Origin of the sequence: Streptomyces sp. NPDC059355 (assembly GCF_042752335.1) — a bacterium.
In the GTDB taxonomy this organism is placed as follows: domain Bacteria; phylum Actinomycetota; class Actinomycetes; order Streptomycetales; family Streptomycetaceae; genus Streptomyces.
The window spans coordinates 100764-123806 of sequence record NZ_JBHYXN010000010.1; the positions used below are offsets into that span (position 1 = coordinate 100764).

Genomic DNA, 23043 nt, shown 5'->3' on the forward strand with positions numbered 1-23043 from the left:
AACGCGGCGGGCGTGCGTGCCAGACCCCGCCGGCCGGATGGGACTTCGACGACACGACCTAGTCCGCGTCGCCCGCCCATACGGCGGGCCTGCGCTCCGCCCAGGGTTCGGCCTTCTCCAGTTGCGCGGCGAGCCGGAAGAGCAGGTCCTCGCGTCCGTAGCCCGCGGCGAACTGGACACCGATCGGCATGCCGGTGGCCGGGTCGGATCCGAGCGGCACCGACATCGCGGGCGTACCGGCGACGTTGAAGGCGGCGGTGAACGGCGAGCGGTGGAACAGGTGCTCCACCCAGCCCAGCCCGTCGGCGTTCTCCGCGCCCCGGCCGTAGGTGTTCAGGGCCACCGGCAGCTCGGGGAGCGTGGGTGTCAGCAGCAGGTCCCGGGCCTCGAAATGGGCCCCGATCGAGCGGGCGACCCGGTTGCGCACGTCGAGGGCGCGCACGAACTCCGCGCCGCTCACCGTGAGTCCCCACGCGTAGCTCGCGAGCATCTCGGGCTCGACGGTGGACTCGTCCACGGGTCGGCCGGACGCCTCGGCGAAGCCGTCGATCCACTGCACCAGGTTGGCGCACCACAGGCGGGCGTTGGCGAGGACGAACTCCTCCCAGCTCACGCCGAGATCCACGGTGGTGACGTCGACCTGGTGGCCGAGTGATTCCAGCAGCCGGGCGGCGGCCAGGGTGGCCCCGGTCACGGCCGGTTCCACGGCACGTCCGCTCCCGGGGGCGGTCACCAGGCCGACGCGCAGGCGGCCGGGTTCCCTGGTGATCTCTTCGAGGTACGGGCGCCGGGGGCGCTCCGCGAAGTAGGGGTCGCCGGTCTCCGGGCCCTGGATCAGATCGAGCAGGGCGGCGCTGTCCCGCACGGTCCGGCTGAGTCCGCCGTGCACCGCGAGGCCGTTGAAGACCTCGTCGGCCTCCGGGCCCAGGGAGACCCGGCCCCGGGTGGGCTTGAGCCCGAACAGCCCGGTGCTGGCGGCCGGCACCCGGATCGATCCCGCCGCATCGGTGGCGTGCGCGAGGGGGGTCACGCCGGCGGCGACGGCCGCGGCCGACCCGCCGCTGGAGCCGCCCGGTGTCCGGGTGAGGTCCCAGGGGTTGCGGGCGGCTCCGTACAGGACCGGCTCCGTGGTCGTGCTGAAGGCGAATTCGGGCGTGCCCGTGCGGCCCAGCGTCACCAGACCGGCCCGGCGGAACCTCCGCATCAGGAAGGAGTCCTCCCCTGCCACGTTGCCGGCGGCGAGGCGGCTGCCCGACTCGACGCGCTTGCCCTTCATGGAGACGGCCAGGTCCTTGATGAGGAACGGCACCCCGGCGAGCGGAGTGCCGCCCGGTACCGGGGCGTCCTCGGCGGGCCAGCTCTCCACGACGGCGTTGATCCGCGGGTTCACGGCCGCGATCGCGGCCTGGGCCGCGTCCGTGAGCTCCGCCCGGGTCACCTCTCCCCGGGCCACGAGCCCGGCCAGTCCCACCGCGTCGTACCGGGTGTATTCGTGCAGCTCCACGGAGTCCCACCTCTGTTTCCGATCGGTCCCGTGCGATACCGAGCGGTATCGTTTGGGGGTGGTCGGTAACGTAACATGGCCCGAGAGAGGCCGGCCAGCGCGACCGAAGCGAGGCACACCATGACGGGCAGCACCCCGAGGCCGGGGCGGGACTCGAGGGTCCCCCGCCTCCCGCCGCGCGAGCGCATCCTCGACGCGGCCGAGGAACTGTTCCTCCGTGAGGGCGTCAGGGCCGTCGGAGTCCAGGCCATCGCCGAGCACGCGAAGACCACGAAGATGGCGCTCTACCGCCACTTCGCCACCAAGGACGTGCTGATCGAGGAGTGGCTGGGGATCGTCGCGGCGCAGTACAGGACCGCCTTCGACCAGGTGGAGGCCGAGCACGCGGACGACGGCCGGGCCCAGGTGCTCGGCGTGGCGCGGTTCGTCGCCGACGGGCTGCCGGACATCGTCCGGAGGGGCTGCCCGTTCGTGAACTCCATCGCCGGCCTGGGCGACCCCGGCCATCCGGCCCGCCGGCTGATCGAGGACCACAAGGCCGATCAGCGCCGCCGCCTCACGGCCATGTGCGAGCGGGTGGGCGCCCAGATGCCCGACGACGTCTCCGCGGAGATCACCTTCCTCCTGGAAGGCGCCCAGGTCAGCGCGCAGAACGGCAGCGTCGACCGCGCGGGCGAGAGGCTCGTGGCGGCGGTCACGGCAGCGCTGGACCGGGCGACGGCGGTGCGCGAGGAACGCCGATGAGCCCTGAAGGGATTCCTTCAGGACTCATGGACACCCCCGGAAGGGCTCGGCCCCCGCAAGGGCTTGCACCCCAGCGGGGCTTGGACCCTAGAAGGGCTTGGTCGGGAGGTACTTGCCGTCGAGGGTGATGACGGCGCGCTCCCCGCCGTCCGGGTCGGCGACCTTCTTGACGTCGAGCCTGAAGTTGATCGCGCTGATGATGCCGTCGCCCAACTGCTCGTGGACCAGGGCCTTGAGGGTGGTGCCGTACACCTGGAGCATCTCGTGGAAGCGGTAGATCGTCGGGTCGGTCGGGATGCCGCCGGGGATCGAGCCGCGGGTCGGGATGGTCTGCAGGAGCCGTGCGTCGTCGGCGCCGAGGCCGAGGAGCTCGGCGACGGCCTCGGCGGAGGCGGCCGGCAGGGGGTGCTGGCCGAGCACCGCCGCGGTGACGAAGGCGACGGACAGGCCGGCCGCGTCGGCGATCTGCTGCCAGGAGAGGTCCTTGCGGATCTTGGCGTCGACGGCGGCGACGGCCAGGGCCTGGCGGGCGGAGGGGTCGAACTGGGCGTGGATCATGGGTGGTTCCTCTTTCGGGGTGGGATGGCGCACAGCCGTGGATACGGGCTTCAGGCCGCGAGGACGGCGGACCGGCCGGCGGCCGGGGCGATCCGCTCGACCGCGCCGGTGGGGATGTCGTAGACCCAGCCGTGCAGGGTGACGGTCCCGGCGGCCAGGGCGCGGGCCACCGCGGGGTGTGTGGCCAGGTTCGCCAGTTGCGCGGCGACGTTGGCGCGGATCAGGGCACCCGGTTCGTGCCGTGACGCCGCGGCCGGGGCCGCGTGGCGCAGCCAGCGGGCGACGGCGGGCAGCTGCGCGAGGTCCTGGCCGGCGGCGAGTGCGGTCATGGCGCCGCAGGCGGAGTGCCCGCAGACCACGATGTCGCCGACGCCGAGGACGGCGACCGCGTACTCGATGCTGGCGGCGACGCCGTCGCCGTCGTCGACCCCTTCCCCGAGGGCCGCGTGGGCCGCGTGGGCCGGTACGAGGTTGCCGGCGGTCCGGATCACGAAGAGCTCGCCCGGCTCCCGCTGGGTGATCAGCTCGGGGACGACGCGGGCGTCGGAGCAGCCGATGAAGAGCGTCTGCGGCCGGTGGGTGTCCGCCAGGCGGGCGAAGAGCTCCGCCTTCGCCGGGAAGACGTCCTGCTGAAAGTGCGCGAGGCCCTCGGTGAGGTCTTGCACGGTCACTCCCTTCGGTGGGGCCGACCCTGGTCGGGCTGACGAGATCCACCATGCATGAGCTGCATCTATAGTGTCCAAGTCGTGCTGAGCATGATCGCTATTGCTTCCATCTATACTCGCTTCCATGCCCCTGGAACTGCGCCATCTCCGCTATCTGCTGGCCGTGGCCGAACACGGCAGCTTCACCCGCGCCGCCGAGGAGCTGCACATCTCGCAGCCCACGCTCTCGCAGCAGATCAAACAGCTGGAGCGGACCGTCGGCGTCCAGCTGCTGGACCGTACGGGGCGCGCCGTGCGCCTGACCGACGCGGGCGCGGCCTTCGTCCCGTACGCGCGCAGCGCGATCCAGGACCTGGCCGCCGCCGAGCGGGCCGTACTGGACGTGGCGGACCTGTCCCGCGGCAGCCTGCGCCTCGCGATGACCCCGACCTTCACCGCGTACCTGCTGGGCCCGCTCGCCGCCCGGCTGCACGCCCTCCACCCCGGAATCACCCTGAACGTGCAGGAGATGACGCAGGATCAGCTGGAGTCGGCGCTGCTGGCCGACGGCGTCGACCTCGCCATCGCCTTTCGGGGCCCGCACCTGCCCGGCATCGGCTCCACCGATCTGTTCACCGAGACCCTCGGCCTGGTCGTGGGCCCCGACCACCCGCACGCCGGCCGCACCGAACCCCTGCCCGTGGCCGAACTCCGCGACCGCCCCCTCGCGTTGCTCAGCAGCGACTTCGCCACGCGGGCCCACATCGACGCGTACTTCCGCCGGCACCGCGTCGAACCGCGGATCGCCGTCGAGGCCAACTCCATCAGCGCCCTCACCGAGATCGTCCGGCGCACCGGGCTGGCCACCGTGCTGCCCGACGCCCTCACCCGCGACGGCACCCCGCTGCACCCCGTCCCGCTCGACCCCGCCCTCCCCGCCCGGACCGTGGTCCTGCTGCGCCGCGAGAGCGCGTACGAGAGCGCCGCCGCCCGCGCCTTCGCCTCGCTCGCCCTGCGGTGGGCGGAGTCCTGACCCGGCCGGTCAGCCCGCGAACACCGCCGACGCCTCGGCGGCGTACGCCCGCAGCTGCGGTTCCAGGACGGCCGGGGCCCCGGCGCCCGCGGGCAGCAGGCGGCGGGCCTCGTCCTCGGTGGCGTGGCTGAGCAGCCAGGCGCGGGACCAGGCCGGATCCGCGGACCGGTCGGCCCTGCGGATGCGGGCCTGCGCCGCGGCGTAGGCGGCGGCCGGCACCTGGCCGGCGATCACCGGGAGGACGTGCTCCTCCTCGGCTTCGAGGTGCGCGGCGAGCAGGTCCCGCTGGTCGGCGAGGAGCCCTGCCAACCGGGCGGCGTGGCGGCCGGGTTCGGCGGCGAAGCGGGCCGCGACGGCATCGCAGTCGGCCCGGAGCGCGTCGAGCGCCTCGTGGTCGGCGACGAAGCGGACGATGCCGGCCACCGCCTCGGCGGCGTCGGGAACGGCGTCCAGGACGACCGGCCACAGGATCTCGTCCTCGCGGTGGTGGCCGCGTACGACGTCGTTGTAGCGGTGCACGTACCCGGCGATGGCCTCGGCCCGCGCGGGCTCGGCCGGTTCGGCGGCCGCGGCGAGAGCGGCGAGCAGCCCGGCCAGGCGCTCGATGTCGGCCAGGATCGCGCGGTGGGCGACCCGGACACGTGTGAGATCGGCAGCCGCCTGGCCGTACGGCCTCGCGGGGGCGACGTGTTCGCTGTCCATGGGAAGACTGTGCGCGCCCCGTCTCAGCGTCGGGTCAACGTCCGATGAACGCCGCCCGTCCACTGCGGCATAAGCTCGGGGACACACCCACCCACCGTCTCCGGAGATCCGCACCATGCCGCCCACCGGTCCGCAGTCCGTCGACCGCGCGCTCGCGATCCTCGACGCCGTCGCCGACGCGCCCGGACCGGTCGGCGCCAAGGCCCTGGCCCGCCGGACGGAGTGTTCGCTGTCCACCGCCTACCACCTGCTGGCCCCGCTCACGGCACGCGGATACCTCGTCCGCACCGCGCAGGGGTACGTGCTGGGACCGCGGATCCCCGGACTGCACCGGTCCCTGCTGCGCCATCTGGAGCCCGCCCCTCGCATGGCCGATCTGCTGACCCGGCTGCGCCGGACCACCGGCGCCGAGGCGTACTACACCGCCTACCGGGGCGGCCTGATCACGGTCGTCGACACCACCGCCCCGGTCACGGACGCGGGCAATCCGTTCACCCCCGGCCGGGAGACCCGGGCGCACGCCACCGCGCACGGCAAGGCGCTGCTCGCCGAGCTCCCCCGGCCGCTGCGCCGGCGGTACCTGGCCGAGCACGGGATGTCCCGCCTGACCGGGGCCACCATCACCAGCGCCGAGCTGCTGGAGGCGGAGCTCTCCCGGGTCCGCGGGCAGGGCTTCGCCGTGTCGATCGGTGAGGCCGATCCCGCGTACACCTGCCTGGCCGTCGCCCTGCGGCGCGTCCCGGACCACGACGGCGAGGCGGTGCACGCCCTGTCGGTGTCGCTGCCGACCGAGGAGTTCCGGCGGCGCCCCCTGGAGATCCGCACGGCGCTCGCGCAGGCCGCGGCCGACTGCGCCTGAGGCCGCCCGGCGGGCCCTCGTCCGAGGCTGCTTTCCGACCCTGCCGGAAATACGGTGCGATGGGGATGCGCGGGCCGCCGCGGGGTGCCAGGCTGGTCGGCATGATCTTCATCGCCGTCAGGTTCGACGTCCGTCCGGAGCACAGCGACAACTGGCTCACGCTCGTCGACGACTTCACCCGGGCCACCCGCAACGAGCCGGGCAACCTCTTCTACGACTGGTCGCGCAGCGTCGACGACCCCACCAAGTACACCCTCCTGGAAGCCTTCACCGACGCCGAGGCCGGCGCCGCGCACGTGGCGTCCGACCACTTCAAGGCCGGTATGGAGACCCTCGCCGGCGCCATCGCCAGTACGCCGGAGATCATCCACGTCGAGGTGCCCGGCCAGGGCTGGAGCGCCATGGCCGAGCTGTCCCCCCGTAGCTGATCCGCCCGGGCCGGCGCCGCCGCCGTTACGAGGAGAGCCCGAGCAGCCGGGCCGCCGTCTCGCGCATCTCGACCTTGCGGACCTTGCCGGTCACGGTCATCGGGAACTCCTCCACGACGTGCACGTACCGGGGGATCTTGAAGTGCGCCAGCCGTCCGTCGCAGTACGCGCGGACGGCTGCCGCCGTCAGCGGCCCCGCCCCTTCGCGCATCCGCACCCAGGCCATCAGCTCCTCCCCGTACTTGGCGTCGGGGACTCCGATGATCTGCACGTCCAGGACGTCCGGATGGCCGTGGAGGAATTCCTCGATCTCGCGCGGGTACACGTTCTCGCCGCCCCGGATCACCATGTCCTTGATGCGGCCCGTGATGCTCAGGTAGCCGTCCTCGTCCATGACCGCGAGGTCGCCGGTGTGCATCCAGCGCGCTGTGTCGACGGCCTCGGCGGTGCGCTCCGGCTCGCCCCAGTAGCCGAGCATCACCGAGTAGCCGCGGGTGCAGAGCTCACCCGGCTCACCGCGCCGTACGGTCCGCCCCGACTGCGGATCGACCACCTTGACCTCCAGGTGCGGTCCGACGCGGCCCACCGTGGACACCCGGCGCTCCACGGAGTCGCCGGCGCGGGTCTGCGTGGACACCGGCGAGGTTTCCGTCATCCCGTAGCAGATGGACACCTCGCGCATGCCCATCCGGTCGATGACCTCCTTCATCACCTCGACAGGGCAGGGCGAGCCCGCCATGATGCCCGTCCGCAGGCTGGACAGGTCGTACGAGTCGAAGCCGGGCGCGGCCAGTTCGGCGATGAACATCGTGGGGACCCCGTACAGGGAGGTGCACGACTCCGCCTCCACCGCGGCGAGCGTGGCCGCCGGGTCGAAGGCCGGCGCCGGGATGACCATGGCAGCACCGTGGCTGGTGCAGGCGAGGTTGCCCATCACCATCCCGAAGCAGTGGTAGAAGGGGACCGGGATGCAGACCCGGTCCTGCTCGGTGTAGTGGCACAACTCCCCGACGAAGAAACCGTTGTTGAGGATGTTGTGGTGGGAGAGGGTCGCCCCCTTGGGGAAGCCGGTGGTCCCCGAGGTGTACTGGATGTTGACCGGGTCGTCCGGGCTCAGCTCCGCCGCCGCCCGTACGAGGTCGGCCGGATCACCGCCGCGGCCCCGCTCCAGGAGGGAGGCCCACTCCGGGGCCTCCAGCAGGACGGTGAACTCCAGGTCCGGGCAGCGCGGGGCGACCTCCTCGATCATCCCGGCGTAGTCGGAGGACTTGAAGCGCTCCGCCGCGACGAGCAGCCGGATCCCGGCCTGGCGCAGGACGTACTCCACCTCGTGCGAGCGGTACGCCGGGTTGACGGTGACGAGGATCGCCCCGATCTTGGCGGTGGCGTACTGCACCAGCGTCCACTCGGCGCGGTTGGGCGCCCAGATGCCGACCCGGTCCCCCTTGCCGATGCCCAGGTCCAGCAGGCCGAGCGCGAGGGCGTCGACGTCGGCGGCGAGCTCCGCGTACGTCCACCGGCGCCCGGCGGCGAGGTCGACGAGGGCGTCGCGGTCGGAGAACCGGCGGACGGTGCGGTCCAGGTTCTCGCCGATCGTGTCGCCCAGCAGCGGTACTTCGAAGACCCCGGATGCATAGCTCGACGACGCGGTGTTCGACGCGGCAGACACACGTACCTCCTGGACTCGGTGGCGGGGCGGGGCCCGGCGGGCCGGCGCCTCCCTCATGATCCTCTTCGTCCGGCGCCCCGGCCACCCTCCTGCCGCCGTTCCCCCGAAGGGTGTTCAGTGCCCGGTCTTGCGTGCTCGGTCTTGCGTGATCGGCCTTCAGCGGATGCAGCCGACGATCCTGACGGAGATCTCCGCGCTGCCGGTGAGTCCGGCCGCCGGATCGGTCGCGGTGAACACCAGCTTGTACGTCCCGTCGGGCAGCAGGGGGACCAGGAACCTGCCCGACGCGCCCGCGCCCAGCGCCACGGGACCGTTCGGCCCGGTGATCCGCCAGCTCGTGTACTGCGGGTCGGTGAGGGGCCGGTCGCCCGGGCGGGTCCGGGCCGTCCCGGCGAACGACTCCTCGCAGCCGCGCCGCAACTGGCCGCCGCCGGAAGGCTGCTGGATGTTCACAGCCGGGGCCTGCGGCTGCTGCCGGGTCGGCGAACCGCTCTGCGACGGGGTGCCCGGCCGGGTCGGGCCGCCCTTGGTCGGCGTCCCCGGGCTGTTGGGTCCGCCGGGTGTGGGAGTCGTACCGGGCGAGGCGGACGGGCTCGTCGACGGCGAAGCCCCGGCCGTCGGGACGGAGGGCGAGACCGAGGGCGGCGCGGAGCCCGTGCCGTCCGTCCCGCCCGGCGCTGGGTCCAGGGCGCGCGGCAGCTCCGGCCGGGAGACGGACGGCGGAGCCGGGGCCTTGGCCGGCTCGGTGGGCTTGGCGTCGATCTTCGCGCAGACCGCGCTGGCGACCAGCTCCTGGCTGTCCGGCACCGGCGAGACGTGCAGCTCCTGGTCGTCGGGACCGCGGCGGTGCGTGTCGAAGTAGCCGTTTCCGGTGCGCGTCTCCCGGTCGCTGTGCTCGTCCCAGACCGAGTTGTAGTAGTCGAGACCGGCCTTCTGCCCGTTCCTGCCGGTGACGTGCCAGGCCGTCACCTTGTGGCCCGAGGGCTCACCGGCCGCCGGCGCGTCGGCCGGTGCGTACAGCCAGCCGTCGCCGAAGAAGCGCGCCGGGGCCTCCGAGCCGCCCGACTCGTTGGCCGCCGGGAACTGGAAGCCGCCGCCGACCACCAGCTTCCCCTTGGGGCACGACACCGCCGCGTCCACGCTGCCACCCGCGGTCACCGCGACTTTGACGGTGGCCACGGACACGCTTCCCAGCCGGACGCAGATCGGGCGGAGGGTGACGGCGTAGTTCGCCTCCGGCGGCTGCGGGTCCTCGATCCGCGTCTGGTGCGTGATGAACTCGGACGAGCGGATCGGGAAGCCGGCATCGCTCAGACGACTGCCCGGATTGAGCCTGACGTAGGGCCCGGCCTTGGCGGGGTCGGAGTACGCCGACTTCGTGGTCAGGCTGTCGAGCGGGACCGGCGCCACCCCGCGGCCCGCCACGGTGCGGCCCGACCTGAACTCCGTTCCCAGCGAGGTGAATTCGCCGGGGCAGGAGGGCGAGGCGGAGCCGTGCTTGACCGCGTCCACGAACGGCCCGTCGGTCGTGAGGTCGTGGATCGACCCGCCGCCGCTGGCGCTGATCATCTTGTTGCCCCGGTCCTGGTACGCGTGCACGTGCTCGGACCAGCCGACGCCGCCCAGGAACTCGGGCTTCGCGTTGACGCACAGGGCATACGAAGTGAGAGTGGCGGGCGCGGCGTCCGGGTTGTACGCGGCCGCCAGCCAGGCATCGCCCACGAAGAGGCTGCTCGTGGCGAAGCCCGTCCCGGTGACGGCGTATCCGCCTCCGAGCGCCTTCTCGTGGCTCTGGCAGGCGGCGACCGCGGACTGCTCGCCGCCCGCCGCGACCGATACGGAGACGCTGCGCTGGACGACCGCCAGCCGCGGGCCGCCTCCGAGCGCCCATACGCCGGCCCCCACCGCACCGGACACCGCCAAGGCGCCCGCGGCGGCCACCGCGGCCGTTTTCACGGTGACCGCGCTCCCCAGCTTCGCGAAGACTCCAGAGCCCATCGTCGATGCCCCTCCCCCGGCCGTACGGCCCGCACCTCCCCGCAGCCGCGGGGCGTGGGCAATGTAGCGCTGCGTGCGATACACGTCACAGAGGCCTGAAGTATCGGTTCTGCTACGGACTCCCCGCCCAAAGGCAAAGCCGTCGCCGGGGTGGCGGTGGCGCGGGGTGGCAGTGGCAGTGGCACAAGGTGGCACTGGTGCCACCCCGGATGCGGATGGCAGGGCTATCGAGGGCGCGGGGGTCGGCGCGGCACGATCAAGGGGACCAGCCGGATCCCAGGGGGAGTTCAGACATGCACCTGTTCAACAAGCCCGCGCGGTGGCTCGCGGCGGCCGCCTGCGGGCTGCTCGCCGCAGCCGCCCTGCCCGGCGGCCCGGCGAACGCCGCGGCCGCCACGAACGCCGCAAACGCCACGAACGCAATGGCGGCGAGCCCCGCGACCCCGCCGGTGCCGGACCGGTACCGGCAGCAGCAGCTCGACTGGCGACCGTGCGCGGACGGCGCGCTGGAATGCGCCTCGATGTCCGTACCGCGGGACTGGTACCACCCGGGCTCCGGCCCGGACCTGACGATCGCGGTCTCCCGCCGCCGCGCGGCGGATCCGGCGAAGCGCCGGGGCGTGCTCATGATGGCGGCCGGCGGTCCCGGGGCCTCGGGGCTCCCCCGGCCGGCCCGGCTCGCCTCGTACAGCCCGAAGCTGGCGGCCGCGTACGACATCGTCGGCTTCGACCAGCGGGGTGTGGGCGCCAGCACGAAGGTCGTCTGCTCGGACCAGGACAAGGTCGACGCCATGTTCGGCGGCGGCGACCTGCGCGACCGCTCGGCGGCCGCCGTCGGCCGGACCTTCGACCGCGCTCGGGAGTTCGTACGGGACTGCGAGCACAACTCGGGCGCACTGCTGCCGTACATCACCACCGATCAGGCCGTCCACGACATGGACCTGTACCGGGAGTTGCTCGGTGCGGAGAAGATCTCGTACTACGGGCCCTCGTACGCCAGCTTCCTCGGGGCGTACTACGCGACCGAGTTCCCCCGCCGCGTGGAGCGGGTCGTCCTCGACAGCAACATCGACTTCACCGGGGACTGGCAGTCCTTCCTGACCGGGCAGCCGATGAGCTTCCAGCGCCGCTTCGAGCAGGACTTCCTGCCGTGGCTGGCCGCCAACGACGCCACGTACCACCAGGGGCGCACCCCTGAGGAGGCGCGGGCCTCGTACGAGCGGGTGCGCGCCGCCCTGCACGACCGGCCGCTGGACGTCGAGGGGACGGTCATCACGCCCAACCACCTCGACGCGGCGGCCACGAACGCCCTGTACAACACGAACCAGTTCGCGGACCTCGCGGCGCTCCTCGGCTTCCTGGAGCATCCGGATCAGGCTCCGGCGGAGACGAGGAAGGCCGTCGCCGGGAAGCTCAAGCACCTGATGGGCGCGGAGTTCATCGCCGACTTCTTCTCGGTCACCTGCGGCGACACCCCGTGGAACCGCGACGGCCGGTACTGGGTGGAGCGGAGCGCCGAGGCCACGCGCACCCATCCGCTCGCCGGAGCAAGGGAGTTGACGTACGCCTCGGTCTGCGCGAACTGGCCGCGTTCCAAGGCTCCGCGCGTCAAGGTCACCGGGAAGGGACTGCCGCCGGTGCTGATGCTCAACTCGAAGAACGACCCGGCGACGTACTACGAGGCCGCCGTACGCGCCCACCGGGGACTGGCGGGATCCCGGCTGGTCACCGTCGAGGGCGGCGACCACGTCCAGTTCCAGAACGGCAACGCCTGCGTCGACGCGCATGTCGAGGGCTACCTGCTGGACGGCGCCCTGCCGGCCGGGGACACCGCATGCCCGGCGGCGCGGCGGTGATCGGGCCCGCCGCCGGGTGACCGGTCCTGGGGGTGCCTCCAGTACGGGGCGCCTCCCGTACGGGGGCGTTCCCTACGGGGGCACTCCGTACGGGGGCGCCGTCACTCCTCGATGGCGCCGCCCATCCGGCGCAGGTGCCGGCGGAAGGTGTACGAGGGGTCGGCGTCGCGCAGGACCAGGTAGTCGGCGAAGGCCGTCTGGCTGCGCAGGGTCTCGCCCGAGCGGATCCGGCGGGCCTGTTCGCGCTCGGTCTCGCGGATCGCGAGCGCGGTGTCCAGCACCTCCTCGACCCGGTCGGCGGGCACGAACAGCACCCCGTCCGCGTCGCCGAAGACGAAGTCCCGGCCGTCGACGAGGTGCGGCCCGAAACGGGCGGTGACCAGCGCCTGCGGCTCGCGCTCGTCCAGCCGCACCGGTCCCGCCGGATGGCTTCCGTAGCTGAAGACGGGGAAGCCGATCTCGGCCAGCTCGGGCGTGTCACGGTGCAGTCCCCACACGACGAGGCCCGACAGGCGGGCGGTCTCGGCCTCGAGCGCGGTGAGGTCGCCGATGCAGGCCTCGTCCGTACGGCCGCCGTTGTCGACGACCAGGACGTCGCCGGGCTCGGCGGATCCGTAGGCCTCCAGGAACACGTCGACGCTGCCGTAGTGGCGCGCCGGCAGCGCGCGGCCCGCGACCCGGTGGCCGGGCAGCACGGTGCGGATGCCGGGCGGTGCCACGCGCAGCGGCACACCCGTACGGACGCAGGCATCGGCCACGAGCGGCGTGGACAGGTCGGCGAAGGCCTTCAGCATGCCGTCTCCCCTTCATCTCCCGAACGGACGGCTCGGATCAGCCACCGCCCCCCCATGGTGCCCTCCCGGTCGTCCGGGCGTGGGGGTTCGGGACGGGGAGTCACGGGATGTCGGTGTCGGAGGGTTCCGCTTCGTAGGTGTGCGGCTCGTCCCCCTGCCATTCGACGAGCTCCGAGCCGCCGAGGACCATGTCGTCGGGGTCGGGCACGCCGGCCCGGCGCAGGAACTCGATCACGTCGGAGTCCTCGAAGGCCAGGCCGAGGACGGTGTCCCGGCCCTCGGCGCGCAGGGAGACCCGGCGGCCGCCGGCCGGGGCGATCGGGTGGACGAGGATCGGCGTGTGGTGCATGGCCCCAGCCTCCGCCCGGACGGCCGGGCCCGCATCCGGGCACGGGTCCGGGCACAGGTCCGGGCACAGGTCCGGGCACAGGTCCGGCGCCGGGCGGCGAGCCGGTCCGGGCGGGTGAGACCGGTTCACGCGGCCGAGACCGGCTCGGCCGAGGCGGGCTCACGCGGCCGCGACCCGGCCCCGCCGAGACCTGCTCACTCGGCGGCGATGCGGCCGCCGAGCCATTCCAGTGCGGGCGGGATCTCCCGGCGCCACGTGTTGAAGCCGTGGCCGCCGCTGTCGAGCGTGATCGACGAGACGCGCGCCGGCGCCTTCACCTTCGCGACGAACTTCTGCGTGTCCTTGTAGTTCGGCTCGCCCTGCATCGAGCTCGCCACCAGGAAGGAGGACTTGCCCTGCGGCAGGTTGTCCAGGCTCCACAGCAGGTCGGATCGTTTCTCCTCGGCGGTGTTCCCGTGGAAGAGATCACCGGAGTCCTTGTCGAGCTCCGGCTTGTAATCCGTCGACAGGCCCACTCCGGCCGCGTAGTGCTCCGGGTGCTCCAACGCCATCTTCAGCGCGCAGTAGCCCCCGGTGGAGTCCCCGATGACGGCCCAGTTCGAGGGCGAGGTGCCGACGCGGTAGGCGCCCGAGACCGCCTTCGGCAGGTCCGTACCGAAGAAGGTCTCGCTGAGCGGGCCGCCCGGCACGTCGACGCACTGGCTGTTGCGGGTCGGGATCACCGAGGGCTGCATCATCACCAGGACCATCGGCGGCATCTTCTTCTGCTTGGCGAGCCTCCACGCCGTCTTCGGGTAGTCCAGCCCCTTGAGCAGGTTCTCCGCCATCCCCGGGAAGCCGGTGAGCACCACCGTGGCGGGGAACTTCCTGTTCTCGTTCCCCTTCTGGAAGTACTCGGGCGGCAGGTACACGTACGCCTGCACCACGGCCTTGGACCCCTCGCCGCGCACGGTGATCTTCTCGATCTCGCCGCCGATGCGGGGCGTTCCGCCGCCGGGTACGTCCGTGGGCTGCCGGCCGAGGACGCGGACCGCCGCGCCTCCGGGCACGTCCTGGCCCATGGAGGGCATCGACCGCTCCGCCCCGGCGAGGTCCGCCCAGGAACCGTAGAGCAGGAAGGTCCGGTTGGCGGTGAGTCCGACGGAGGCGAGCAGCAGCACCTGGAGCACCACGACGACGCCGACCCGGCCGAGCACCGGCCGCCCGCCCCGCCGGCCGAGGCGTGGCCACAGCCACACCGCGGCGGCGAAGGCCAGCACCGTGGCGAGGAGGACGAGGATCAGGAGCGTGCTGCTGGTGAGACTCACGGATCAGGGGGACTCTCTACGCTGGCCGGTTCGGCGCGGACCTGCGGTCCGGCGGCGCCGCCTGTGCGGGCGCACAAGGCTAGACCGCAACGGGGTCCGATCCGTTCCACACCGTTCACAGGAGAACGGGAATCCGCCGGAATGCTCACATACTTTTCGCCATCCCGGCCTGCGCCGACGGGTGCTGGTCACCCTGTGCGCCCTCGCGCTGCTACGACTCGGCCGGAACCTGCCGGTGCCGGGCGCGGGCGTCTCGGCCATGGCCTCCGCGGCGGACGCGGCGCGGCGAACTCCAGCCAATCGCTTGACATGGGCCTGACATTTCAAGGTCCCTGTGGGACCTTCCCTGGCGTGTCTCGAAAGCTCTCTCCCCGGGCCGGCGCGGAAACCGCCTCCGTCGGGCCGGGCGCACGCCGGCGAGGCCCCCCAAGGCCCCGCTTCACACCCCACGAGGACGTGGCGAAGAGGAGCGACAGCATGAAGATCTCGACATGGCCGGGCGCTGCCGTACTGGCAGCAGCGGTGATCGTCGGCGGAGCGACGTCGGCGACGGCCCTCGGCCCCACCGCGGACCAGCAGCTCGACGGCGTCATCGTCGTCGCCGGCAACACCTGTACGTGGACCAACGCACGCACCAGTGCCAACCCCCCGGGCGCGCTGACCGTCGACCGCACCACCATCAACACACCCGGCGGCAACCTCGCCTGCAACGGCGGCATCACCGCCTCCCTCAACAACAACCCCGCGTTCACCTTCGACGACGCCGCCGGCCTCGCCAGGACGGACGCCATCGACATCACGGGCAAGATGAGCTTCATCTCCTGCCGCTACAAGGCCACGAACATCACGTGGAACCGTGACGGAGCCACCCGCAAGTACGTCAACCAGGCCTTCACCGCGACCAAGACCTCGGGCAGCTTCCTGTGCCCCGGCTCGGTCACGACGGCGGCCGGTGACGCCTCGATGCTGTTCCACTGACCCCGTACGTGCCGCGGCCCCGCCCGGGGTCGCGGCACACCGACGCGGACCGGGACGGTCAGGGCCGGATCTCGAGGGTGCAGCACTTGACGCTGCCGCCGCCCTTGAGCAGTTCGGACAGGTCCACGCCGATGGGGTGGAAGCCTCGTTCGCGCAGCTGCCCGGCCAGCTCCTCGGCGGCCTCGGGAAGCACCACGTTCAGCCCGTCGCTGACGGCGTTCAGCCCGAACACGGCGGCGTCCTGGGCGGATACGAGCAGTGCGTCGGGGAAGAGCGCCTCCAGCAGGGCGCGACTGCCGGGGGCGAAGGCCTCCGGGTGGTACATGATCTCGTCGCCGTCGAGCACGGCGAGCGCCGTGTCGAGGTGGTAGTAACGCGGGTCGACCAGCTCCAGGCTGATGACGGGCCGGCCGAAGAACGCCTGCGCCTCCCGGTGGCCGCGCTCGTCGCTGCGGAACCCGTGTCCGGCCAGGACGTGGGCGGCCGTGACCAGGAAGTCGCCCTCACCCTCGTTGACGTACCGGGGGTCGTGCAGCTCGGTGAAGCCGTTCTCCCGGAACCAGTCCAGGTACGCGGGCCCCTCGGCGACGCGCTCGGCGTTGCGGAAGCGGGCGCCGAGGACGCGGCCGTCGACGACGGTGGCCCCGTTGGCCGCGTACACCATGTCGGGCAGGCCGGGTACCGGGTCGATGAGCTCGACGGTGTGCCCGAGCTCGCGGTACAGCTCGCGCAGCCGCTCCCACTGGAGGACGGCGAGGCCGACGTCGACCGGCTTCCCCGGGTCCATCCAGGGGTTGATCGCGTACACCACCTCGAAGTGGGAGGGGCGGCACATCAGGTACCGGCGCGGGCGCCGTGCGCGCGGCCGGGCGGACGGCATCGGGGCAGAGGTCATGGTCGCTCCCGGGCGGGGGCCACGGTGGTGGCCGGTGTGAGGGGGTCTTCTCAGGCCGAGCTTGCGCGCCCCGGACGAACCCCGGATGAAGGCCGCGCGACCGCCGGGGGCGTACCGTACGAGCTTCCCGAGCGGCTGGGCGTCGGCCGACAACTCCGGGGCGGAGCACCTGGCGGCCCGCACAGCAGCAGCCCCGCCGAATAGGGTCTCGGCAGGGCTGCGTGCTCATGGATTTCCACCTGCCCAAGGCCCGATCCAGCCAGGCTTCAAACCCGCTGATCACCACTTCCAGCCGCGCCTCGAAATCTGCGAGTGAGGACACCACGTCCTACCTGTACTACGCGACGCGTTCGCAGACCGTGGACGGCCCGAGGACCTCAACGGCGACGGGAACCGCGACATCCGGACCGTCGACTCCCGGGGCACGCTGCTCATGTACGCCGGCCAGGGCGCCGCGGTCGACAACCCCGTCGAACTCACCGTCGCCTGCCCCGCCAAGAACCCTGCCATCGGCTGCGACTACGGCGACGACTGGAACGGCGACGGCATCCCCGACCTCTGGCTGCGCGACGACGCCACCGGTGACCTGCTGCGCACCCACCTACGGCAGCAAGGGTGGCGACGGCAACGCGGACCCCACCACCTGGGGCAACGCCGCGGGCCGCGTCAAGATCGCCTCGGGCCTGGAGCAGGCGGCCTTCCCGGCCATCGGCACCTCGGGCGACGTCACGGGCGACAAGCTCGCCGACCTGTGGCCGTCAGCGCCAGCCGGCAGCTCGCCACCCTCGCCGGAACCGGCACCGCCCAGCCGCTGAACGTCACCGGCATCAGCCAGACGCCGGCGTTCCTCGGCAACCTCTCCGCTCCCGCCGCGCAGTGGAAGCTCACCGGGCAGAGCGGCGGCATCACGCCGAGCGCCGTGGGCGACTACCCCGCGACCACGAGCGGGGTCACCCGGCCCACCGCGACCGTCGGCGGTCGCCGCACCGCGTACGCGGCGTTCGGCGGCGGCCAGGCGACCATGACCACCAACAAGTCGGTGATCGACACCCGCAACAGCGCGTTCACCCTCTACACCGACCCGGCCACCAAGCAGTGGCGGTTCGCCCTGGCCAAGGGCGACGTCGACGGCCGGGCCTACGACTGGTCGGACCGCCCTGATGAGCCTCTACGTCAACGGCGCCCTCGGCGCGACCGGCCACCACATGGCCTCCTCCAGCCCGGCCCCCAGCGGTTCGCTCGTGTCCGGCCGCTACAAGGTCAGCGGCGCTCCCGACTACTCCGGGGGCTTCAACGGCGGGATCAGCAGCCTCGCCGTCCATCCCTACGCCGCCTGCCCGGCCGCCCCCGGAGCCACCGGCTCGATGTCCTTGGCGGCCGAGCCGAGCCACTGCCTGGACGACGACAACGGCCGCACCACGGACGGGAACAAGATGCAGGCCTGGGACTGCACCATGAACACCGCCCTCCCGGGCGGCCGACGCCACTTTGACGACACTCCCCAGTGCGCTGCGACGGCTGATGCCGAAAGCACGCGAAACCGCCCCCGGCAGCGGCTGCCGGGGGCGGTTTCACCTGGGTGGCGGGAGGGAGCTCAGGACTGGCAGAGGGCGCGCTCGTGGTCGATCGTGGCCGTCGCGCGGGAGTACTGCCACTGCGGGGCCAGGAGCTGGGCGTTCAGCTGGGCGGCCGCCGCCGGGCTCTCCACCACGTAGCCGAAGTCCTGGAGCCACGCCGGGTAGAGGTTCTTGGAGCCGATGTAGAAGGCCGAGTCGTCGACGGAGACCACCTTGTGGTGCTGCGCGTACGGGTGGCCGTCGGCCCACGTCGGGCTCTGGGAGCTGCGGAAGGTGGCGAGCTGGAGGTTGGAGCACATGGTCGCCTTGGCCGCGCCCTGGTCACCGGTCAGCAGGGCGAGGCGGTCGCGCAGGGTGTCGCTGATCTCCGAGAGCGACTTGATCTGGGAGTAGCCGCCGCTGCCCACGGCTCCGCGGTTGGCGGGGTCGCTCACGACGATGCGGACCTTGACGCCGGCCGCCATCCGCGCGGCGAGGGCGTCGTAGACGCGGATGTCGTAGCGGGGCAGTGGCGGGCAGGTCGCGTTCACGTCCTGCTGGGAGATCTCGATGTGCCGGTTCGCGCTGGAGATCAGCGTCCGCAGGGCGCTCTCCTCCGGGTTGACCGTGTCATAGTCGCGGTCGGCGTTGGTGTTGTCGTGCAGGCCGACGACGCACTTGGTGTCGGGGGCGCTGGGCAGCGTGGGCCGGAAGGCCGACGACGGGTCGTTGCGCTTGATGCCGACGCCGAGTCCGCCGACGGCGACGGCCGGTACGTCGCCCGGGGCCGGCGCGGGCGTGGCGGGGGCGGTGTCCCTGGCCATCGCGGGCATGCAGGCGGCGTTGTTGGAGGAGGCGAACCAGACGCTGGCGATGTTGCTCTTGTTCTGGCAGGTCCAGGACCACAGCTCGTCCAGGTAGCGGCCCGCGGACGCGGCGGCGGGGCCGCGCAGGGCGAGGTCGACGTCGGCGACCGGGTGGGCGGTCTCCAGGTAGTCGTCCTTCCAGTCGTTGATGCCGCCGGTGATCACGGACTGGCCGTCGACCACGAGGAGCTTGGAGTGGTTCCAGGAGAACGCCGTCTTCGAGGTGGTCATCGAGGCGACGTTGAGGTCGACGTTGCGGGCGTCGGCGCCGAGCTTGGCGACGAGCTCGTCCCGGTACTTCGACGGCAGTACGTTCAGGTGGTAGACCGGTGCGGCGCCGACCAGCACGCGCACCTTGAGCTTGTTGCCGCGCGCGGCCGAGGACTTGAGGCCCGAGACGATCGCGTCCTGGAACGCCCCGTTGGGGAACGGCGCCAGGGTCGATATGTCGACGGTGCGCGTCGCCTGGGAGATGTTCTGCGTCATCTTCGAGAGCAGCTGCTCGGTCCCCGGGCGCGTGGTGCACTTGTCATCGCCCCAGCAACCGGGGGTCTGCAGCAGCCAGTCGGCGCCGCCGGGCGTCGAGGCGTCGAGGACGTTGCCGGCGGTGCGTTCCCACACCTGGCCTTCGAGGCCGGGGGAAACCTGGCGCAGGGTCTGCTCCACCGCGTCGAGGTGGGGCGCCGCGGCGGCCCCGGAGCCCGCCGCCGGGGCGGCCGAGGCCGGGACGGCGGCGAACAGCGCCAGCAGGGCCGCCGGTACCGCCGCGCGTGCGGCGAGAACTGACGGTCGGTGAGCGGACGGGCGGCGGAGGGAGGGGGTATGGCGGTGCACGGTGACTTCCTTGCGAGAGGGATCGCCGTCGCCGCGAGGGGGCGACCGGCAAGATCAACTCGCGGAAGTTACCACCGGGTTGGAAGTGCGGGAAATTCGCGTATATCGGATTCGGCCATCACGATGCGGGCGACACGCACGACCCGGCCGAAAGAAGCCGATCTGGCCGGATTGGACAAGTGGTCGATGGAACGACCACGATGATGCGCGCTAGATCGCGGCAGCTCAGGGGGGCAAAACGGATACATGGTGATGTTCCTCCGATCCATCCGCTACGTCCCCGTTTCCGACACCGGAAAGTTTTCGCCATGAGCTTCGGCGACCCGAACAACCCGTACGGCCAGCAGCCCCCGCAGGGTCAGCCCGGCTACCCGCAGCAGGCCCCGCAGGGCGTGCCCCCGCAGTACGGCTACCCGCAGCAGCCTCCGCAGGGGGTCCCGCCGCAGTACGGCTACCCCCAGCAGGCCCCGCAGCAGACCCCGCCGCCGTACGGCGCCTACCCGCCGCCGGGCATGCCGGGCATGCCGGGCATGCCGGGCTCGGGCATGCCTCCGCTCGCGCACTGGGGTCAGCGCTTCGGTGCGTACCTGCTCGACGGCCTGATCATCGCGGGTCCGATGTACGCCCTCGGCTTCATCGACCTGGCCATCAGCAGCGACCCCGCGAACTCCGGCCCCGGCGTGTTCTTCATGATCGGCTGGCTGTACGCGCTGGGCATGGCCATCTTCCAGCTCTACAAGGAAGGCACCACGGGCCAGACGATCGGCAAGAAGGTCGTGGGCATCAGCCTGCGCCGCGAAGCCGACGGCGCCTTCCTCGGGTTCGGCATGGCCTTCGTCCGCAAGCTGGCCCACGCCCTCGACGGCATCCCCTGCTACATCGGGTTCCTGTGGCCGCTGTGGGACGACAAGAAGCAGACCTTCGCCGACAAGGTGTGCAACACCGTCGTCATCCAGGTCCCCAAGGGCTGAGTCTCAAGGGCCTCGTGCCCACGGGGTGAGGCCGCCCCTCCCCCCTCTCCTCCCCCCACCGCCCACCCGGCAGCGGAGCTCCTCCGCCGCCGGGTGGGCGCGTTCGTCGGTTCGGCGGTACGGGCGGCAGGCATCTGGCGCCCCGTCACCTCCCTTCCCCGCCCCGCCCCGCCCCGCCCCGACGGCGTCATCGGGCTGGCCGGATCCCGCCGGTCCGGTCTCCGCCGCGTTCGCGGCCGACCACCACGCCCGCGCAGCGCGCCCGGTTCGGGGACAGCGCGCTGTACCGGACGAGCCGACCGCACGAGGCAGCCGACCGGGCCGAGCGGGTTGTCGGTACGCCCTTGCGCGCCGTCGCGGACGCGCAGCCGCTCGCGGACGCGCAGCCGCTCGCGGGCGCCCCTACGTGAGCGGGGCCGGTCACTCCCCCGGCCGGCCCGGGGCGAGCCGCTCGACGACCTCGGCCAGTTCCCCGCACACCCGCTCGATCTCCGTGCGGATGTTGTTCTGCTCGGTGACCAGCGCGGACAGCAGCAGCGCGGTGAGGGCCGCCGAGCCGTTGAGCGCCTGGAGGTTGACCATGACCTCGACGAGGGTGTGGTCGGCGAACGGACCGGCCTCGTCGGTCGCCGCCGAGATCGCCAGGACGGACACGAGCAGGACGCAGGGCGCGCTGCCGGCCAGTTGGAAGCGTACGGCCGACCAGATCAGCAGGGGGAAGACGAGGAAGAGCAGCGACAGGGAGCTCCGCGTGGCCACGAGGACGACGGCCCCGGCGGCCAGGGTCAGCCCCACCCCCTCGGCGACCCGGTAGGCGTCCCGGGGCATCCGCACCCGGGGTACGACGAGCAGCAGCGGGGTCAGCACCAGCACGCCCATCGCGTCGCCCGCCCACCACGCCGACCACACCGGCCAGAACCCGGAGGGCGCCAGGGTCCCGGTGGCCACCAGCACCGCGGCGCCGATGGTCGCGCTGATCAGCATCGGCACCAGGCCGCCGAGGAACACCAGGGCCAGGCCGTCGCGCAGCCGGTCGATCTCGACGCGGAAGCCCACCCGGCGCAGCAGCAGGTACGCGCACACCGGCGCGAGGGTGTTCCCGGCGATGATGCCGAGGTCGGCGAGATGGAAGGTGGCGAGGTGTTCGATGGCGAGGAACGTTCCGAGGGCGATGCCCGGCCAGATCCGCAGTCCGAACCAGAGCAGAGCGGCGACCGCGATGCCGGTGGGCAGCCACAGGGGCGTCACCACCGCACCGTCGACCACCACGCGCAGCAGGAGGCCGATCCGTCCTGAGGCGTAGTAGGCGGTGGCGACGATGAGGATCCCGAGAAGAGTTCCGCCGACACGTCGCCATTCCTCGGTGCGCACCACAGCATCAGACAACAACCGCCGCCTCCGGGCGGGCCGTGACACGCGCTAGGTCGTGTCCGCGACGTGGCGCCGTGCGCCCGCGGGACTTTGGCGACACCCCCTAACGGCGCGGGGGTCCTGCCGCGTCGTGGCTGAGGACGAGCACCGCCGCGTCGTCCGCGTGGCCGGTGGAGTCCGCCACCTTCATGATTTCGGCGGCGATCTCGTCGGGGGCGGAGCCCGCCGCCTCCCGCACCACGCGGGCCACCCGGGCCAGTCCCACGTCGATGGGGAACGAAGGCCCCTCGACCACGCCGTCGGTGAGCAGGACGATGGAGCCCGCCTGGTCCAGCCGGCGCCGGGTCACCGTGTACCGGGCCCCGGGCTCCACTCCGAGCGGCAGGCCGCCCTCGTCGTCGGTGATGCCGTAGCGGCCGTCGACGGTGGCCCAGACGGAGGGCACGTGTCCGGCCCGGGCGCTCTCGAGCACCCGGGTCTCGGGGTCGAAGCGCAGCAGCGTGCAGGTCGCGAAGAGCTCGCAGTCCATCGACAGCAGGACGTCGTTGGCCCGGCTCAGTACCTCTCCGGGGTCCACGAGGACGGTGGACACCGCACGCACGCCTACGCGGACCTGCCCCATGAAGGCGGCTGCCTCCACGTCGTGCCCCTGGACGTCGCCGATGGAGAAGGCGAGCCCGCCTCCGGACAGCCGGAAGCCGTCGTACCAGTCACCGCCGATGTCCAGGCCGTGGCGGGCGGGTACGTAGCGGGCCGCGCTGCGCAGCCCGGGCAGGGCGGGCAGGGAGCCGGGCAGCATCTCGCGCTGCAGGGCCTCGGCGAGCTCCACCCTGGCCACTTGCAGCTCCGCCCCCGCGCGGGCACGGGCGGTGAGCCGTCCCAGGGTGCTCAGGAGGTCGGCTGCGCTCACCGACTTCGGGGGTCGGCGCGGGGTCATGGACCGCTCGCGGGTGCATCCATAGGTCCTGCTTACGTCCCTGCTCTCGGCACTCGGATCCCGGCTTTCGCGGTGGGCGCTGCGCCGGAGAGCCGAGCACATCATATTTCCGCCGTCCGGGGGTCGCGAGAGATGCGCCCCTGGGCCCGGCACCGGCCCGGCCCGACCACAGGGCGTGAGCTATGTTTGA

Annotated in this window: 22 protein-coding genes; 8 read left to right on the plus strand and 14 right to left on the minus strand. The window is 72.5% G+C overall.

Going from position 1 to position 23043, the window contains the following annotated elements:
- Positions 1 to 58 precede the first annotated feature (58 nt).
- A complete protein-coding gene (locus ACFXGI_RS12565; RefSeq protein WP_384705386.1) occupies positions 59 to 1504 on the minus strand; it encodes an amidase in 1446 nt (481 codons plus the stop codon).
- A 120-nt stretch (positions 1505 to 1624) separates the two neighbouring features.
- On the opposite strand from ACFXGI_RS12565, the gene ACFXGI_RS12570 reads away from it, so the two are divergent.
- Positions 1625 to 2248 carry a TetR/AcrR family transcriptional regulator gene (locus ACFXGI_RS12570; protein ID WP_384705387.1) on the plus strand — a complete coding sequence of 208 codons (624 nt, stop codon included), beginning with the start codon at positions 1625 to 1627 and terminating at the stop codon, positions 2246 to 2248.
- Between the two features lie 87 nt (positions 2249 to 2335).
- Here the strand turns inward: ACFXGI_RS12570 and cynS are convergent, their stop codons facing one another.
- Together cynS and ACFXGI_RS12580 are read right to left on the minus strand one after the other, a co-directional pair.
- A complete protein-coding gene (cynS, locus tag ACFXGI_RS12575; protein ID WP_384705388.1) occupies positions 2336 to 2806 on the minus strand; it encodes a cyanase in 471 nt (156 codons plus the stop codon).
- A 50-nt stretch (positions 2807 to 2856) separates the two neighbouring features.
- Positions 2857 to 3471: a carbonic anhydrase gene (locus tag ACFXGI_RS12580; RefSeq protein ID WP_384705389.1), complete on the minus strand. Its 615-nt coding sequence runs from the start codon at positions 3469 to 3471 to the stop codon at positions 2857 to 2859.
- 124 nt (positions 3472 to 3595) lie between these two features.
- On the opposite strand from ACFXGI_RS12580, the gene cynR reads away from it, so the two are divergent.
- Positions 3596 to 4483 (plus strand): transcriptional regulator CynR, encoded by an 888-nt coding sequence (gene cynR, locus ACFXGI_RS12585; RefSeq protein ID WP_384705390.1) that lies wholly within the window; start codon positions 3596 to 3598, stop codon positions 4481 to 4483.
- Positions 4484 to 4492: 9 nt separating this feature from the next.
- Here cynR and ACFXGI_RS12590 read toward each other — a convergent pair whose 3' ends face one another.
- Positions 4493 to 5185, minus strand: coding sequence for a hemerythrin domain-containing protein (locus tag ACFXGI_RS12590; RefSeq protein ID WP_384705391.1), 693 nt, complete (start codon positions 5183 to 5185; stop codon positions 4493 to 4495).
- Between the two features lie 115 nt (positions 5186 to 5300).
- Between ACFXGI_RS12590 and ACFXGI_RS12595 the strand changes: the two genes are divergently transcribed.
- Both ACFXGI_RS12595 and ACFXGI_RS12600 read left to right on the plus strand, forming a co-directional pair.
- Positions 5301 to 6044, plus strand: a complete 744-nt coding sequence (locus ACFXGI_RS12595) for an IclR family transcriptional regulator (RefSeq protein ID WP_384705392.1) — start codon at positions 5301 to 5303, stop codon at positions 6042 to 6044.
- Positions 6045 to 6145: 101 nt separating this feature from the next.
- A complete protein-coding gene (locus tag ACFXGI_RS12600; protein WP_030160993.1) occupies positions 6146 to 6472 on the plus strand; it encodes a putative quinol monooxygenase in 327 nt (108 codons plus the stop codon).
- Positions 6473 to 6497: 25 nt separating this feature from the next.
- Here the strand turns inward: ACFXGI_RS12600 and ACFXGI_RS12605 are convergent, their stop codons facing one another.
- Entirely contained in the window at positions 6498 to 8198 is a 1701-nt protein-coding gene (locus tag ACFXGI_RS12605; RefSeq protein WP_384705393.1) for an AMP-binding protein, read from the minus strand.
- A 99-nt stretch (positions 8199 to 8297) separates the two neighbouring features.
- Positions 8298 to 10139, minus strand: coding sequence for a hypothetical protein (locus ACFXGI_RS12610; RefSeq protein ID WP_384705394.1), 1842 nt, complete (start codon positions 10137 to 10139; stop codon positions 8298 to 8300).
- Between the two features lie 293 nt (positions 10140 to 10432).
- Here ACFXGI_RS12610 and ACFXGI_RS12615 point away from each other — a divergent pair, with 293 nt between their 5' ends.
- The gene (locus tag ACFXGI_RS12615) at positions 10433 to 11995 is read left to right on the plus strand and encodes an alpha/beta hydrolase (protein WP_384705395.1); all 1563 of its coding nucleotides are present in this window, start codon (positions 10433 to 10435) and stop codon (positions 11993 to 11995) included.
- A gap of 101 nt (positions 11996 to 12096) precedes the next feature.
- On the opposite strand, the gene ACFXGI_RS12620 is transcribed toward ACFXGI_RS12615, so the two are convergent.
- The 3 genes from ACFXGI_RS12620 to ACFXGI_RS12630 form a co-directional block, all read right to left on the minus strand.
- On the minus strand, positions 12097 to 12789 hold the full coding sequence (locus tag ACFXGI_RS12620) for an RraA family protein (RefSeq protein WP_384705396.1): 693 nt from the start codon (positions 12787 to 12789) through the stop codon (positions 12097 to 12099).
- Between the two features lie 100 nt (positions 12790 to 12889).
- Entirely contained in the window at positions 12890 to 13138 is a 249-nt protein-coding gene (locus tag ACFXGI_RS12625) for a hypothetical protein (RefSeq protein ID WP_384705397.1), read from the minus strand.
- 194 nt (positions 13139 to 13332) lie between these two features.
- A complete protein-coding gene (locus tag ACFXGI_RS12630) occupies positions 13333 to 14445 on the minus strand; it encodes an alpha/beta hydrolase (protein ID WP_384705398.1) in 1113 nt (370 codons plus the stop codon).
- A 477-nt stretch (positions 14446 to 14922) separates the two neighbouring features.
- Here ACFXGI_RS12630 and ACFXGI_RS12635 point away from each other — a divergent pair, with 477 nt between their 5' ends.
- The gene (locus ACFXGI_RS12635; protein ID WP_384705399.1) at positions 14923 to 15423 is read left to right on the plus strand and encodes a hypothetical protein; all 501 of its coding nucleotides are present in this window, start codon (positions 14923 to 14925) and stop codon (positions 15421 to 15423) included.
- Positions 15424 to 15481: 58 nt separating this feature from the next.
- Here the strand turns inward: ACFXGI_RS12635 and ddaH are convergent, their stop codons facing one another.
- Entirely contained in the window at positions 15482 to 16318 is an 837-nt protein-coding gene (gene ddaH / locus ACFXGI_RS12640; protein ID WP_384705400.1) for a dimethylargininase, read from the minus strand.
- Positions 16319 to 16899: 581 nt separating this feature from the next.
- Here ddaH and ACFXGI_RS12645 point away from each other — a divergent pair.
- Positions 16900 to 17133, plus strand: a complete 234-nt coding sequence (locus ACFXGI_RS12645; RefSeq protein WP_384705401.1) for a hypothetical protein — start codon at positions 16900 to 16902, stop codon at positions 17131 to 17133.
- A 112-nt stretch (positions 17134 to 17245) separates the two neighbouring features.
- Here ACFXGI_RS12645 and ACFXGI_RS12650 read toward each other — a convergent pair whose 3' ends face one another.
- A complete protein-coding gene (locus tag ACFXGI_RS12650; protein ID WP_384705402.1) occupies positions 17246 to 17386 on the minus strand; it encodes a hypothetical protein in 141 nt (46 codons plus the stop codon).
- A gap of 526 nt (positions 17387 to 17912) precedes the next feature.
- Positions 17913 to 19574: a phospholipase D-like domain-containing protein gene (locus ACFXGI_RS12655; RefSeq protein WP_384705403.1), complete on the minus strand. Its 1662-nt coding sequence runs from the start codon at positions 19572 to 19574 to the stop codon at positions 17913 to 17915.
- A 308-nt stretch (positions 19575 to 19882) separates the two neighbouring features.
- Between ACFXGI_RS12655 and ACFXGI_RS12660 the strand changes: the two genes are divergently transcribed.
- Entirely contained in the window at positions 19883 to 20545 is a 663-nt protein-coding gene (locus ACFXGI_RS12660; protein WP_384705404.1) for an RDD family protein, read from the plus strand.
- Positions 20546 to 20965: 420 nt separating this feature from the next.
- Here the strand turns inward: ACFXGI_RS12660 and ACFXGI_RS12665 are convergent, their stop codons facing one another.
- Both ACFXGI_RS12665 and ACFXGI_RS12670 read right to left on the minus strand, forming a co-directional pair.
- Positions 20966 to 21919, minus strand: a complete 954-nt coding sequence (locus ACFXGI_RS12665) for an MASE1 domain-containing protein (protein WP_384705487.1) — start codon at positions 21917 to 21919, stop codon at positions 20966 to 20968.
- Between the two features lie 100 nt (positions 21920 to 22019).
- Entirely contained in the window at positions 22020 to 22853 is an 834-nt protein-coding gene (locus ACFXGI_RS12670) for a PP2C family protein-serine/threonine phosphatase (RefSeq protein ID WP_384705405.1), read from the minus strand.
- Positions 22854 to 23043: the final 190 nt, after the last annotated feature.